This is a genomic window from Spongiivirga citrea, assembly GCF_010671565.1.
GTDB classification, from domain to species: domain Bacteria; phylum Bacteroidota; class Bacteroidia; order Flavobacteriales; family Flavobacteriaceae; genus Spongiivirga; species Spongiivirga citrea.
Genome location: NZ_JAABOQ010000001.1, coordinates 579,156 through 592,693 on the forward strand (window position 1 = coordinate 579,156; position 13,538 = coordinate 592,693).

The 13,538-nt window shown below is 34.6% G+C and carries 16 protein-coding genes; 1 reads left to right on the forward strand and 15 read right to left on the reverse strand.

The features are described 5' to 3' along the window. Positions 1-27 precede the first annotated feature (27 nt). From GWK10_RS02615 to GWK10_RS02655, 9 genes are all read right to left on the reverse strand, one after another. Entirely contained in the window at positions 28-678 is a 651-nt protein-coding gene (locus GWK10_RS02615; protein ID WP_164029335.1) for a LysE family transporter, read from the reverse strand. A gap of 125 nt (positions 679-803) precedes the next feature. After that, a complete protein-coding gene (locus GWK10_RS02620; RefSeq protein ID WP_164029336.1) occupies positions 804-1,595 on the reverse strand; it encodes a hypothetical protein in 792 nt (263 codons plus the stop codon). 3 nt (positions 1,596-1,598) lie between these two features. Next, entirely contained in the window at positions 1,599-2,627 is a 1,029-nt protein-coding gene (locus tag GWK10_RS02625; RefSeq protein WP_164029337.1) for a Rieske 2Fe-2S domain-containing protein, read from the reverse strand. Continuing rightward, positions 2,628-3,047 (reverse strand): hypothetical protein, encoded by a 420-nt coding sequence (locus GWK10_RS02630; RefSeq protein WP_164029338.1) that lies wholly within the window; start codon positions 3,045-3,047, stop codon positions 2,628-2,630. It lies immediately after the preceding gene. A gap of 1 nt (position 3,048) precedes the next feature. Beyond that, positions 3,049-3,258: a hypothetical protein gene (locus tag GWK10_RS02635; RefSeq protein ID WP_164029339.1), complete on the reverse strand. Its 210-nt coding sequence runs from the start codon at positions 3,256-3,258 to the stop codon at positions 3,049-3,051. A 1-nt stretch (position 3,259) separates the two neighbouring features. Further along, a complete protein-coding gene (locus tag GWK10_RS02640; RefSeq protein ID WP_164029340.1) occupies positions 3,260-5,212 on the reverse strand; it encodes a thiamine pyrophosphate-binding protein in 1,953 nt (650 codons plus the stop codon). Positions 5,213-5,237: 25 nt separating this feature from the next. Continuing rightward, positions 5,238-5,795 (reverse strand): outer membrane beta-barrel protein, encoded by a 558-nt coding sequence (locus GWK10_RS02645; protein WP_164029341.1) that lies wholly within the window; start codon positions 5,793-5,795, stop codon positions 5,238-5,240. Between the two features lie 79 nt (positions 5,796-5,874). Continuing rightward, positions 5,875-6,621, reverse strand: coding sequence for a hypothetical protein (locus tag GWK10_RS02650; RefSeq protein ID WP_164029342.1), 747 nt, complete (start codon positions 6,619-6,621; stop codon positions 5,875-5,877). A gap of 3 nt (positions 6,622-6,624) precedes the next feature. Beyond that, positions 6,625-8,241, reverse strand: a complete 1,617-nt coding sequence (locus tag GWK10_RS02655; RefSeq protein ID WP_164029343.1) for a glutamate synthase-related protein — start codon at positions 8,239-8,241, stop codon at positions 6,625-6,627. A gap of 350 nt (positions 8,242-8,591) precedes the next feature. Here GWK10_RS02655 and GWK10_RS02660 point away from each other — a divergent pair, with 350 nt between their 5' ends. Next, the gene (locus GWK10_RS02660; RefSeq protein ID WP_164029344.1) at positions 8,592-9,269 is read left to right on the forward strand and encodes a class I SAM-dependent methyltransferase; all 678 of its coding nucleotides are present in this window, start codon (positions 8,592-8,594) and stop codon (positions 9,267-9,269) included. Positions 9,270-9,274: 5 nt separating this feature from the next. Here the strand turns inward: GWK10_RS02660 and GWK10_RS02665 are convergent, their stop codons facing one another. The 6 genes from GWK10_RS02665 to GWK10_RS02690 form a co-directional block, all read right to left on the reverse strand. Continuing rightward, positions 9,275-9,874: a hypothetical protein gene (locus GWK10_RS02665; protein ID WP_164029345.1), complete on the reverse strand. Its 600-nt coding sequence runs from the start codon at positions 9,872-9,874 to the stop codon at positions 9,275-9,277. 171 nt (positions 9,875-10,045) lie between these two features. Beyond that, positions 10,046-10,852 carry a Cif family virulence factor gene (locus tag GWK10_RS02670; protein ID WP_164029346.1) on the reverse strand — a complete coding sequence of 269 codons (807 nt, stop codon included), beginning with the start codon at positions 10,850-10,852 and terminating at the stop codon, positions 10,046-10,048. Between the two features lie 75 nt (positions 10,853-10,927). After that, positions 10,928-11,428: a hypothetical protein gene (locus GWK10_RS02675; protein ID WP_164029347.1), complete on the reverse strand. Its 501-nt coding sequence runs from the start codon at positions 11,426-11,428 to the stop codon at positions 10,928-10,930. 200 nt (positions 11,429-11,628) lie between these two features. Further along, on the reverse strand, positions 11,629-12,057 hold the full coding sequence (locus tag GWK10_RS02680; protein WP_164029348.1) for a DoxX family protein: 429 nt from the start codon (positions 12,055-12,057) through the stop codon (positions 11,629-11,631). Positions 12,058-12,133: 76 nt separating this feature from the next. Continuing rightward, a complete protein-coding gene (locus tag GWK10_RS02685) occupies positions 12,134-12,685 on the reverse strand; it encodes a Crp/Fnr family transcriptional regulator (protein WP_164029349.1) in 552 nt (183 codons plus the stop codon). Between the two features lie 136 nt (positions 12,686-12,821). Continuing rightward, positions 12,822-13,487, reverse strand: coding sequence for an HAD family hydrolase (locus tag GWK10_RS02690; protein WP_164029350.1), 666 nt, complete (start codon positions 13,485-13,487; stop codon positions 12,822-12,824). Positions 13,488-13,538 lie beyond the last annotated feature (51 nt).

Genomic DNA, 13,538 nt, shown 5'->3' on the forward strand with positions numbered 1-13,538 from the left:
CAGCAGATGTAATTTATTGACGAAGGATTAGTAATAAAATAGTTTAGTAAACTGGAAAATTGAAATGCAAACTAATAGAACGCCTATAACCCTATTAATCCTTGTTGTGATATTTTTCATTCTTACCTTTAACATATGACTAAATTTTCCATAACCGTAAAGCGTAATTACTTTTCCTGAAAAAACACCAATAATAAATAGGATTAATAATGTATATCCAACATTTACGTCGAAGTAAATCATTCTATTATTTAAAAATGAAATTACTAAAATCCAATAAATCAATACTGTAGGATTAACCAATCCAAGTATGAATCCGAGCGTTTGCTTTGAAATTTGAAATCTTCTTTTTTTAATAATAATGCATTCTTCATTTTCATCTTTAACGCATTCTTTCCTTCCTAAAATAAGAATAATACCTACCAGTAATAATAACACCGCAATTCCATATTGTATCCAAATATTCATATCTACAAAATTTTCAATTTGCATGTTAAAATTGAGCGCAATTAACACGAGAATTAGTTCTGCGAGAGCAGCGGTATAGACAATTTTTAATGCGCTTTGAATATTCTCTTTTATAGTTGTGTTTATAACAGCCACGTTAGTAGTGCCTAATGGTAAAGCACCAATGATTGCCGTTATAAATCCTAAGAACAAATATGTTATTATAGTCATAATATTATTTAAGTCAATAAACAGTAGATTAGTTTAGTTTTTTGCGGTTTTCATCCGCCTTAGCTTTCAATTCTTTAGAAGATTCGTATGTGTTATTTTCCAAAGAATTATAAAAAAGGAATAATTTAATATATGGATGATTTCTTGTCTAATTCTCGGATATCGGATACCTGTATTTTTATAATGGACCAGTCTTCCATTTTTTCAACAATTCCTGTTATTTCAGATGGTTTTCCTATGTATTCAAGTATGTCTTTATTGATAGGTTTCCCATTTAAATCTGTGATTAAAAAATACTCCGAAATGTTATTTTTATCTGTGGTTGCTAACACAGGTGGAATACCACCCGAAACGCACCGAACAGCACAACTTCTATGAATTTTTCCCTTACCTGGTTTCATGACACCGAAATAACATTTAGGATCGATGATCTCGCCGGTTAATGTCATTTTACTGATCACTTCCTTTTCAGGTAGTCGTTTTTTTGAAGAACTCTCCAAGATTACTTTTTCGTCATCCGTAATTTGAATGAGTGTCTTCCCATTATAATAAATGAGATTACCTTCAATACTTACGTTTTTCCCGTTTAAATCTTTAACTTCCTTTTGAAGTTTTTCCAAATAAGGGTTGGCGCTTGATTTGCCAAAACCTAAAAGCAAAATATTTTTAAAAGTATTCTCAGCTACCTCAACCCTAAGCATGGGATAAGGCTTTTCGTAATAGGTTCCAGTAATATTTGTAGCACTTGTAAGTTCGAACGTACTGTTTTTAAAAGGCTTCTGAAAAAAGCTAAATAACAACGCCCCAATTACAATTGTTGCCAACGCAATTATGGAAAATCGTTTTAGTGTAGTTTTTGTTTTAGGACCTAAGCTTCTGTCTATATAAGACACATAAAATTCATCATTCTTTTTCATTACTTAAATTTTACAAGGGTTAACTTCTGTTCCTTCCTCAAAAGCTTTCGGGTTAATGTAAACGGTTTTCCCATCTAGTTTTAATTCATAAGTCGCTACTTTTTCTGTGAATGGAGGCGGCGATTGTCCGTTAGCTGGTAAATATTGATATCCATGCCAAGGGCATGTAATACAGCCATCTATAATTTTTCCCTCGCCTAATGGGCCACCTTGATGCTTGCAAACATTATGAATTGCGGATAATTTTCCATCGTATTTAAAAATAGCGATACGCTCTTTTTCAACGGTAAATATTTTAGCTCGATCTTCTTCAATTTCTGAAATATCACAAACTTTTAGCCAGCCCTCTTTTTCTTCAGTTTTGGCAGTATCGATATGACCTTCTTTAAATGCTGTTATTAAATGTAAACTAGATACCAGTATAAATCCGAAAACCAAAATACCAATGGTGAAGGGAGATGTTTCTTGTTGAAAGGCACCAAGAAAAACATGAGCGATAATTAAGGCATATGCAGCATAAACCATCATATGAAGACGCTTCCAGGTTTTTGCAGATAAGTTTCCGAGGAAAAAATCATGACTTGTAGATGCCATTACAAACAAGATAAGTAAAGCTAAAAACCCTAAAACTTGAAAAGGAAAATCAGTAAGAGAACCATAATCCATGTTTGAAATAAAAATCGAATAGATGGGATTTACATCACCTAAGGCATGAAATTGAAACATGGAAAAACCACCATGAATAAAGGCTGCAATAAACATACTAACACCTAAATGCCTTCGATTGTAAAGTATAGGCAAGAAAGCACTATTTAACCTAGCTAAGGGTCCGATAACTAAAATGATGTGCAACATAATGATAGCTAAAGACCCAAATGCCCTAATCACTAATGTCTCAATACTTGTTTCAGAATTAAAAACAAGTGTTACGACGGCAAACAAAATGATATAAAGCAGCATGCCAAGCACAATAAGCTTATCATATGTTTTCTTGTGGTTATTCCACAATACTAATTGATAGTTTAATCCCATTTATAGCGGTAATACGGTTAATATATTTATATCTTCTTTTCCTAAGGGGTCTTTTAGTATAATAGCTTCAATAACTTCATCAACTTCGAATTTGTAAATCCCAACAGATGACAGTTGGCCAATAACTTTAGCTCCGTCTTGGGCCTGCAAGCTTTCTATTACAAGAGACGCCTGTTTAATAGGTTTTTTTAATATGACCTCTAAAGAATACAAGCTATCTTTTTTTATAAGTGATGCTTTGAGTATTTTGTTTTCCGAAGTTTTAACGATAGTACCTTTGGTGGCACTAAACTTCGGTTTTAAATCTTCTTTTAGCGAAAAAACATCCAAATCCTTTACGGCAAAAATCATCAAGATCGGAATAGTCATTACTAATAGTAACCAAACATATTTATGCGCTTTTCTTTGTCCAGAAGTCATATTAAGCAGTTTTAGAATTGAATAATTTGCCTATAAGAAAAGGCCATGTCGCTGCGACACCTGGGAATAATAAAAAGCGAACTTTCTTTTTTGTATCAGCCATTAGCGGATCAATTTTGGGTGCTTTAATTAAAAAGAAAACACCAAAGAGAATTCCAATTAAAGTATACACTCCCAAAATCCCTAGAAATATTTTGATTACGATTTCCATATTAAATGAGGTTAACATCGGTTATTACTTCTAAAACACCAGCTTTTGGTTGTCTAAACAATTCTTTCATTGCTGTTTCCAAATCTTCTTGTTTTTCGACCCGCTTTCCCCACGCACCGCATGATCGTGCAAAGTCTGCAAAATTTGGATTCGATAAAGACGTTTTCCAAACATCAAATTCGCCTGCACGTTGTTCTTTAGAAATCTTACCCAACTCATCGTTGTTCAATACAATCAATTTGATAGGCATATTGTATTTAACAAGTGTTGTTATTTCTGCCAAATATTGACATAAACCGCCATCTCCTGCAACTGCAATTACAGGTCTTGAATCTCCTACAGCAGCCCAGGCCCCAATAGCTGCAGGTAAGGCAAACCCGATAGATCCTAAATAGCCGGACATTAAAAAGTCTTGGTTTTTTGGTTCGAAATAACGACCAAAAGAATAGGCGTTATTCCCCACATCAACACACATTACTGCATCTTCTGGAGTGTGTTTATTCATAGTTTCAAAAACAGCTATAGAGCTTATACCTTTATCAGACCTTTCTAATAAGCGCTTTGCTTTCTCGGCTTTCCAGATTTTCCAGCGAGCTGCTATTTCGGGGCCTTGATCTTCAGTATTAATATGTCCTTTTAATTCCGAATTGAAAATAGCTAAGGTCCTAGAGATTTCTCCCCATACTGCGACTTCAACTTTATGAAATTTACTTAAGGCTAAAGGATCAAAATCTATCTGAATAATCGGTTTCTTGGGTGTGATTCCGGTATGATTAGAAAAAGAAGCGCCAAAAACAATTAATAGGTCTGCTTCATTCATAAACCAGGAAGCTATCGGTGTACCACTTCTCCCTAAAACTCCACCCCCAAGTGTGTGGCCGTCTGCGATTAAACCTTTCCCTTTAAAAGTAGTTACAACCGCAGCGTTTAAGCTTTCGGCAAATTCAACTACCGCTTTTTTATGTTCTCTTGCTCCATGCCCCATAACTATAACGGGGCGTTTTGATTTTTTAATTAATGATACCGCATCATTTACCGCTGCAATAGGTGGCGCAATTTCCAAAGAGGTTATCCTTTTTTCTGGAGTCTTCACTTTAGCACCAGTTTTGGCGTATTGCTCCTGTACTTCATCTGGAAATGTTAAGTGGGAAACATCGCGTTTTAAAATTGCGTGCTTTATCGCTAAAGACATTAATTCAGCATGTTGACTATCACTTTGAACACGCTGATTAAATTCGGCCACTGTATTGAAACCTTGCACCAAATCGACTTCTTGAAAATTGCCTGTACCGACCACTTGTGTTTTCACCTGACCTGTTAATGCCAGAATGGGTGCTCGATCTACTTTAGCATCCCAAAGTCCAGTATACATATTCGTAGCTCCAGGACCAGCAATTGAAAAACAGGCTGCAGGTTTGCCAGTCAATTTCCCATAGGCCGAAGCAGCAAAAGAGGCTGCGCCTTCATGACGAATACCATAAAAATTAAGATTTCCCTTATTCTCTTGGCGTCTCATGGCATCTGCAAACCCAAGATTAGAGTGACCAACCATTCCGAAGACTTTCGTAACTCCCCAATTAACCATTGTTTCTACCATAATATCTGAAACAGTTGGTTGATGTGCAGGTTCCTCTTCTAAGCCTACATAAATAGCATCTCCCTCTTCTTTTATAGGGAACGTGTCAACCCCATCATCAAAACCTCCAGGTGAATTGCCTGTACATGGATGGTAATCCCAACCGTGCCAAGGACAGCGTAACATTCCATTCTCTATGGAACCTTCCCCCAATGGTCCACCTTGATGCGGACAGCGATTATCTAAAGCCGAAAATTTCCCCTCATAATGTGTTAAACAAATACCTTTATGATCCGCAGTTACTGTTTTTACACGACCTTCAGGAAGGTCTTTTTTATTTAGTAATACTTTATGCCAAATTATTTTTTTATCCTGCATAGTCTCTTGTTGTTTCTTTTTACTATTAATGAGGTATTTCTTTTTCTTTTTTAGCCAGAGAAAAGTTAATTAGGGCTCCTACGGAAATAAAATGATCATCTAATTCACTGACCACATATTTGTATTCTCCAAAAAAGAGAATTCTCCCAGAGGCATAATGCATACCCGCTCCAATATTTAATCCAAACGCGTTCTCGGTATGTTTTTCCTCTGTTTCATTAAGATCTTTGGTTTCTGTCTCAGTAGTATAGTTGAATCCCCCTAAGGGATAAACCCCTAATCCTTTTTTTAAATCTAGAATGTAATGAAGATTGGCATTTGCCTCAAATAAAGATAGTTCACCCTCTTCTGTATCTTTTTTAAAAAAAGAAACTTCCGGTCCAAAACAATAATGATGATCTGCCGCATAATACAACCTTGCATTTATTCCAGTTACTTCAAGCTTAGTGGAATATGTAGCCGCAAGTCCAGGCATAATTGTTGGCGGCTCTACTTGTGCCTTTACATGATAGCTTGTTAAAATCCAGAAAAACGCACAAAAGGTTTTGAAATTAGAAGCAATCCAAACTATCTTTTTTTCCATCAGTGTTGCTTTAAAAGTTTAGAAACCAGTTTCTCTATGTTTAACCCTTGGGTAATAATATCAACAACTATTTCAAACATTATGCTATTGTATTTAGATAACTATTAATAGCCGTTTGAGAGAAATCAATTGCTGTCTCGTTATCAAGCCCATTTAAAGAAATAGCAAAACCTTGCCATTCATTAGTGTAATAATTACCGTGTTTTAAATCGTCAACGGACTTCAAGATTACAGGATCATGCCCATCATAACCACTTATATAAAAATAGAAGTCGTTAATGAACGAATCAGGAATAGCCATACCAATGCCTATGGATAAGTTATCATTAACTATAACAAAAGCTCCTGTATCAAAATGATGAGGCCATATTCTAATTGCACTATCGAATTCGTTAAATTTCAAAATACTGCTAATAACATCTTGCGCTAAATCTCTTTGTTTAATTAATGTATTTAGATCTTCCCTATTTGTTAATTCATAATTACTCTCATCTGTAACCTCATTATATGGAAGTTCATAGTGCAACTCATATTTATATGGTTTTTGTATGTCTTTACTAATGCTTGTTTGAGAGATCCAATCTGTAATCTCCTTATGAGTTGATTGATTTAAACTAAATGATTCTTTGCTCCCATTTTGTTGCATCCATTCTAAAGAGAAGTTCTGATAGTTTAGACCTAGTTTATCTCCATTTGAAAATTCATGTGTTTCAAGAATATGGTCGTTCCAACCTAAATTAGTATGGCTGTCGTCCTCTTTTTTAACAATAAAACTGATGGCTGCAGTTGCGAGATACTGCGCGGCTAAGTGCATTGTAGTTTTCATAGTTTAAAGTGTTACGCCAGCATAGCTAATTCCAGTTAATTTGTGCATATCTAGGTCAAAAGTTGATAGGTCATTGTGATTAAATTTTGCAACATCATCATAGCCGCAAGAGCGAGCCACTACCTTAATTAAATCGTTTGTCGCTTCAAAATAGTTGTGCAATTGTTTCGCAGATGAATCTATTATTAATCGGCTTCTTAAGGACTCCTTTTGAGTAGCAATGCCAACGGGACAATTATTACTACCACAGGCGCGCATACCCAAACATCCAATAGCCTGTAAAGCTGAGTTTGAAACGGCAATTGCATCTGCCCCCAGCATCATGGCTTTTGCAAAATCTTCAGCTACTCTAAGACCACCAGTAATTACTAAACTAACATTGGTGGCCCCTACACTATCCATATATTTTCTGGCTCTTGCCAATGCTGGAATAGTAGGTACATTTATATGGTCGCGCAAAATGGTTGGCGCAGAACCAGTGCCGCCTCCACGACCATCGAGAATGATATAATCAACACCACAATCTAAAGCGAATTGAATATCCTTTTCGATATGGCTTGCAGCAATTTTAAACCCGATAGGAATTCCGTCAGTACGTTCACGAACTTTAGCACTAAAATCTTTAAAATCCTTTACAGAATGAAAATTAGGGTTTGCTGCTGGAGAAATGGCTGTTTCTCCTTCTTTTAGCCCTCTTACTTCGGCAATTTCTTTACTTACTTTATTTCCTGGTAAGTGACCCCCAGTTCCTGTTTTTGCACCTTGACCACCTTTAAAGTGAAAGGCTTGTACATTATCTAATTTATCCCATGAAAACCCGAATTGGGCTGATGCTAATTCATAAAAATATTTTGAATTATTAGATTGTTCTTCTGGCAACATACCACCTTCACCTGAGCAGATTCCTGTTCCAGCCATTTCCGCACCTTTACTTAATGCTATTTTTGCCTCACGGGATAAAGCGCCAAAACTCATATCACTTACAAAAAGAGGAATATCTAATTCCAAAGGCTTTTTTGCATTTGGACCAATAACGACTTTGGTAGCCACATCTTCATGGTCTAATAAAGGCCTTGTTGCTAATTGGGCTGGAAGAAATTGAATGTCATTCCACTTTGGTAATATATTTCTATCAACTCCCATGGAAGCTGAAAAACCATGATGACCAATATTCTTTAATCCATTTTGAGCGAGCTCTTTGATATATGATGTATAAGGTTCCGTATCTTCTGGATGCGTATCTGCATATGCTCCTAAGTATTCATCACGGTTAAAAGGCTGTGGGTGATCAACCTCAAAGGCTACAATCTCATTTTCATCGACTAAAAGCGAATCGCCCTCTATATATTCTTGAAATTTATGAAGTACCTCTTTATTATTATATTCTGAAACTCCAGTATCAACTCGGTAATCCCAACCGTGAACACCACAAATAAGATTGTGCCCATCAACATAGCCGTCAGACATTAATGCACCACGATGTAAACATCTACCATAAAGAACCGAAATTCCCATTTCATGCTTTGTTATAACGAGATCTGTATTTTTAACTAAGGCGTGTGAAGGTTGGTTTTGTTTTAATTCAGAAATTTTAGCAATTTTAATTTTGTTGACTTTCATTTAAATGATTGTTTAGTGTATGACTATTTTAGGGTCGAGAGGCTTCGAAATTGTAAAGTTCAAAGAGCTAGGGTCTCAGGAAATGTCATTAGCACAATCTTTTTTTTTAACACTTTTATTTTTCTCATACCAAATTAATTTAAACGCTATAAAAAAATTCACGTCTATAGGTGAAATTCCTGAAATACGCTAAGGAAAGTGTTAAGTTATTGAATTTTACTGTAAAATATTGTACAACAGTCCTAAAGCAACTTTTATTTAATGAGCTATTAGTTTTATAATACTTGTTATTGTATATATTCTGTAAGTATATTCGAACACCTCATTAGTATATGCAAATAGACTGTTTTATGAAAAAGAAAGAAAATAGCCCTTCCAAAACAAAAATGCCATGGCCAACTGCAGATGCAATGAAGCAGATCTACGAAATGAAACTTTGGGGTGGTAATAACACTCCTTTTTATTCAGGTGATGGGTCGCATGATACAGCTATTGTCAATCCGTATATAGCTGTAGTGATTTCTTTTTTAAAATCATTTCAAAGTCCTCTAGTGGTTTGTGATTTGGGTTGTGGCGATTTTAATATTGGAAAACAACTTATCGAGCACACCAAAAAATATATTGCCATCGATATTGTGCCCGACTTAATAGGTCATAATAAGCAACAATTTCAAAACGAAAATTTAGAATTTAAGTGTTTAGATATCGCAAAAGACGATTTACCCAAAGGAGATTGTGCGATCATACGACAAGTATTACAACATCTATCTAATGTTGAAGTTCAAGGTGTTCTAGATAAACTAACTGCGTATAAATATGTCATATTAACAGAGCATATCCCAACTGGAAAGTTTACTCCAAATAAAGATATCATTTCAGGCCAAGGCATTCGCCTAAAAAAGCAGAGTGGACTAGATATTTTGGCTGCTCCATTAAGATTTAAGGTGAAAAGTGAAAAGGAATTACAATCTTATTATTTAGAGGACGGGAAGGGTTTGATTAGGACCTTACTTTATGAAGTTCTGTGAGATAATTATCTTGACGGCTCAACTTCTTTCCATTCCACTTTCAACGTCTCTGGATTGTATGTTCCATGAACAATGAGGTTTGAACGTCTCGAGTGTTTCCATTCTACTTTTTCCGTGTTCGGATTGTACACTCCATAAACGGTATAATGCGCATGATTGGGCTCATTCCATTGTACTTTTTTGAGATGAGGATTATATACCCCATGCACCTTACGATGACCATGCCTTGAATGTTTCCATTCTACCTTTTTCTCGCTTGGATTATAAACTCCGAAAACGGTATAATATTCATGCTTCGAATTTTCCCATTCTACTTCTTTCAAATCTGGGTTATATACGCCGTGAATAGTATAATTTTCATGCCTAGCTTTTTGCTCTTCTACTTTATTCGTATTTGGATTATACACCGAAAAAGTCATGGTAAATGTAGGCTCCTCTTCTTCTTCTTCAAATAGATAACTTAGTGCTATATTTTGAGGACATGAATAATCAACAAACAAAATATCCTCACCCAATAAATGATTTATCAAAACGGGATTTTGAGAGCGTAATTGGTTTACTGAAAAAAGTATAAAAAAAAGGAAGATGGAATGTCTGGTATTCATAACACAAATATTTATTGTACTATAGAAATATCAATAATAATGCCAGGCACATGATTAATTTGAAGTTGCAAACTTCGGAGAGCTGGAGATAAAGGTGCTATTGTAACTACTCTTTATGAAGTATGATAAACAGGTTTTTAGCTGAATTATTTACTAGTTTTACTTCCAACTTCAAATATTGGAATCAATATAGATATTCCAATTTCCGTCTAATTCTTTTTTCCAGATAAGAATGTATTTCCCATTATAACTTCCGCTACATTGGCCTATTTCAAAGACGAAATTTGCATTTAGCACTTCCAATTTCATTGGTTCAAGGCTTAGGTTATAATTACTATTATTCATGTAATCATATTCCTTAACCAAATCGTCCCACCCTTTTACTATTGGTTTATGATTGAAATAAATAGTATTAGCACTATAGAGCTGTTTGACAAGGTTCTCGGCATTATTCGCATTACAAAGTTCCATCCATAAATTTCTTCTATCGTTTATCTGGTTTAAATCCACCTTTTTTGTTTCTGGAGTATTTCGTTCGGTAAACTCAAATTCCCGTATAACCTTTCTGTTTTCTAATCTCCAAATTACAAGCTGGATATTTTCATTTAAATCCTCGGTTTTATATTTGATTAATTCATAATTGATGTGTCTGTCTTTATTAGCTTCTACACTAAATAATGATTCAATTGAGGTAATACCGTTTTTACTAATTCCATAAGAAGTAGCTATCTTTGACGAACTTTCAATTATACTATCCGCAGAAATCACCTTCATAGCATCAGGTGCATACATCTTTTCCAAAGCGTTAACATTATTACTATTTATTGCATCGACCCAATCACTGATATAATCAGCAACTTTTTCGGATTCAACAATCTTCGTTTTGGATTCGGTTTTGCTTTCTTCTTCATTAGTATGCTGTTTACATCCTATACTAAGTAAAGCAACAAAGGAAAGTATTATGGTATGTAATTTCATATTCTTGTTGTGTTGAAATCAATGGTCCTGTTATCAGTCGTTATACCTTAGCGTTGAATAATAACCATTACTTCCCTACTCATCCACTAACTCCAATTGTTTATGGTAGTTTTCAATTCTGGAATTGGCATTACTGTCTACCAACAAAATAGCTACCATCATCGCAATGGTTGTGATGCTTATTGCTCGCCAAAGCGGTTTGTCAAAAACAACAATTAATAAGGCAGCAACTATTATAATCATCGGTATAACTTTGAAAACGATGATCCTATATTCCCCCATTGATTTTTCTGTGCGTATTATTTCCGATTGTACAAACTCTGTGGGGTTGGTATTGTAAGCTTCAGCGAAACTTGTGACACGTGATTTATTAGTAAAAAATATACCAAGACCCACAGCTAAAAGTAAAACTCCGGCCACTAATGTTGGAATGATATAGGCTTTAGCGGTTCCCGTTTTTCCGAGTTGCCAAAATCCTATACTCGCGGTTAGGAATAAGATTGCGAAAAGAATGAAGAATCTTGATGAAAAAACTTCAGCTTTGGCCCATTCAATTGCTATTTTTAATATATCCATGATGCTAATTTCTATTTATAACATTGTATAGTGTATTGTAGTTTCTAATTTCACATTCGCGTTTTTTTAATGAGGTCTTGGTTTCATTGCAAAATCATCCATTAGAACATTCTGAGATAACCAAGCCTTCACTGCAAGATAAGAATTTCGGGTAGGAAATTCAGGCGCTGTTAGTTATAGCCTTTATGCAATGGTTTTTTTTACTTTTTTCTAGTAATTAACATATCTAATTCCAAGTATTTATTCTTCATTATACTCAATCCAAATGCACCGGCTGAGGCTGCGAAGACAGAATAATCAAAAGCCCCTTTTATTCCCGAAGAAAACGTAATTGCTAAGGCAAAGATTATCATAAGATAACCACTCAATTTTGCCGTCAATTCGGTTTTCAATCCTATAATCAAACAAATTCCGAATAATACTTCAGCGATGGTCACCATAACCCCAACAGTTGGAATTAATATTTCCGGAATTATTGCATTAATTGATTTGGTATATCCCAGAAAATTCTCCCAATTCCCCCAAGCCGATATTTCCGCAGGCCATAATCCCAATCTATCGGCAACAGCGGATAAAAACCCAACTCCAATTGTAATTCTTAAAAATAATTTGATGACTCTTGAATTCATTTGTACAAACTTTAATTTGCACAAAACTAAGTGCTATAAAGTCTATACTTTTTGACAATTGTCAAAAAATGAAAAATTAGGGATGCTTTCTTATTCGACTTAAGGTCTCTTGTGTTATACCGAGATAGGAAGCAATATGACCCAAATTAACCCTATTTATAAGATGAGGCCTTTTCTTGATCAAATTGTCATATCGCTCTTTAGCTGAGTAAAATAAAAACTCTTCAATTCTATCAGCTCCTTCAGCATATAACTGTTCTAAAATTAACCTCATATATTTTTCGTGCTCAGGGTGTTTTTCCATAAGGGATTGAAGCGCTTTGTAAGAGATTGTAAGAATTTCACTGTCTTCTAACAATTCAACATTATACCGACTTTTTTTTAAGCTTATTACGCTGTCGATAGCCGTTATAAGCTCTCCTTCTGAAGCAATATGGACTGTAATATCTTTACCTTCTTTGTAAAAAAAAGTCCTAGCTATTCCTTTTTGCACTAGGTATATATGGTTGCAAATAGTACCCTGTTTATGTAGTAAATGATTTTTAGAAAATGTTTGTTTTTCTAGCAGACTTAGAATTTCAGAAGCTAGATCTAACGGTACTATTCCGCTTAAATTATTGAAATTCATGAGTTCTAAGATCTAATAATTTTGGATTTAAGAATTAATTTTTTTGCTTGTTCACAACGGACTTGTATATGAAACGTAGCGCGAACAAAGACGTTAATTCTTCGGATTAAACATAGTCCAATTTTATATTTTGTTATTAATTTATCCAACTCAATATTTTTTCCGGTTCAGCAAAGTTTCCAATTACTTTTTCTACTCCAATATTTTTTAACTTTCGATTGTTTTTAAAGTCCACACCAATAAAGTCAATTCCAAGTGCCCTAGTTGTTTTATAGTCCCAGAGTCCATCTCCGAAATAAGTAATAGACTCAAACGCCTTTACATTATTAATTCTCAAAGCTTCTTCAATAACAAATTCAATGATCTTAGCTCTATTGTAATGGTCATTAGAGGATTTAAAAATGTAATCATTAAGACTAAGACCTACTGAATTACATTTCAATTCAGCCGTTTCTTTCCAACCACCAGTTGCAAAACCAACTGCAAAATCAGTTTTAAGAGAAGTTTGTTTTATAAAGGCCAAGGATTTTTCAATTTCAGTACATTGTTGAATATGGTCTTTTAATAAGTTTTTGAAATATAATTTTAAGTTTTCTATTTCTTCTTTTTTGGGTTTTCTATTAAACCATTTTTCAAAAATTTCAATCGTCAAGCCAGTATCAGTTACATTCGTGAAATCATTCCAGTCCGTATTTATCAAACTAATTTGATACAAATCTTTAAAAGTTTGGATAAAGCATTTATCATCTGCATTTACAGAATCTAAAATTGTTCCATCTATATCGAATATTAAGAGTTTCATTTAATGACTGGTAAATGTTGGGCTATTGTTTCGTTGCAGAATCATCCGCTA

Bases quoted from the DNA above. Each gene is read 5' to 3' on its own strand.
- GWK10_RS02615 (WP_164029335.1), bottom strand. From the start codon at position 678: ATGACTATAATAACATATTTGTTCTTAGGATTTATAACGGCAATCATT.
- GWK10_RS02620 (WP_164029336.1), bottom strand. From the start codon at position 1,595: ATGAAAAAGAATGATGAATTTTATGTGTCTTATATAGACAGAAGCTTA.
- GWK10_RS02625 (WP_164029337.1), bottom strand. From the start codon at position 2,627: ATGGGATTAAACTATCAATTAGTATTGTGGAATAACCACAAGAAAACA.
- GWK10_RS02630 (WP_164029338.1), bottom strand. From the start codon at position 3,047: ATGACTTCTGGACAAAGAAAAGCGCATAAATATGTTTGGTTACTATTA.
- GWK10_RS02635 (WP_164029339.1), bottom strand. From the start codon at position 3,258: ATGGAAATCGTAATCAAAATATTTCTAGGGATTTTGGGAGTGTATACT.
- GWK10_RS02640 (WP_164029340.1), bottom strand. From the start codon at position 5,212: ATGCAGGATAAAAAAATAATTTGGCATAAAGTATTACTAAATAAAAAA.
- GWK10_RS02645 (WP_164029341.1), bottom strand. From the start codon at position 5,795: ATGGAAAAAAAGATAGTTTGGATTGCTTCTAATTTCAAAACCTTTTGT.
- GWK10_RS02650 (WP_164029342.1), bottom strand. From the start codon at position 6,621: ATGAAAACTACAATGCACTTAGCCGCGCAGTATCTCGCAACTGCAGCC.
- GWK10_RS02655 (WP_164029343.1), bottom strand. From the start codon at position 8,241: ATGAAAGTCAACAAAATTAAAATTGCTAAAATTTCTGAATTAAAACAA.
- GWK10_RS02660 (WP_164029344.1), top strand. From the start codon at position 8,592: ATGAAAAAGAAAGAAAATAGCCCTTCCAAAACAAAAATGCCATGGCCA.
- GWK10_RS02665 (WP_164029345.1), bottom strand. From the start codon at position 9,874: ATGAATACCAGACATTCCATCTTCCTTTTTTTTATACTTTTTTCAGTA.
- GWK10_RS02670 (WP_164029346.1), bottom strand. From the start codon at position 10,852: ATGAAATTACATACCATAATACTTTCCTTTGTTGCTTTACTTAGTATA.
- GWK10_RS02675 (WP_164029347.1), bottom strand. From the start codon at position 11,428: ATGGATATATTAAAAATAGCAATTGAATGGGCCAAAGCTGAAGTTTTT.
- GWK10_RS02680 (WP_164029348.1), bottom strand. From the start codon at position 12,057: ATGAATTCAAGAGTCATCAAATTATTTTTAAGAATTACAATTGGAGTT.
- GWK10_RS02685 (WP_164029349.1), bottom strand. From the start codon at position 12,685: ATGAATTTCAATAATTTAAGCGGAATAGTACCGTTAGATCTAGCTTCT.
- GWK10_RS02690 (WP_164029350.1), bottom strand. From the start codon at position 13,487: ATGAAACTCTTAATATTCGATATAGATGGAACAATTTTAGATTCTGTA.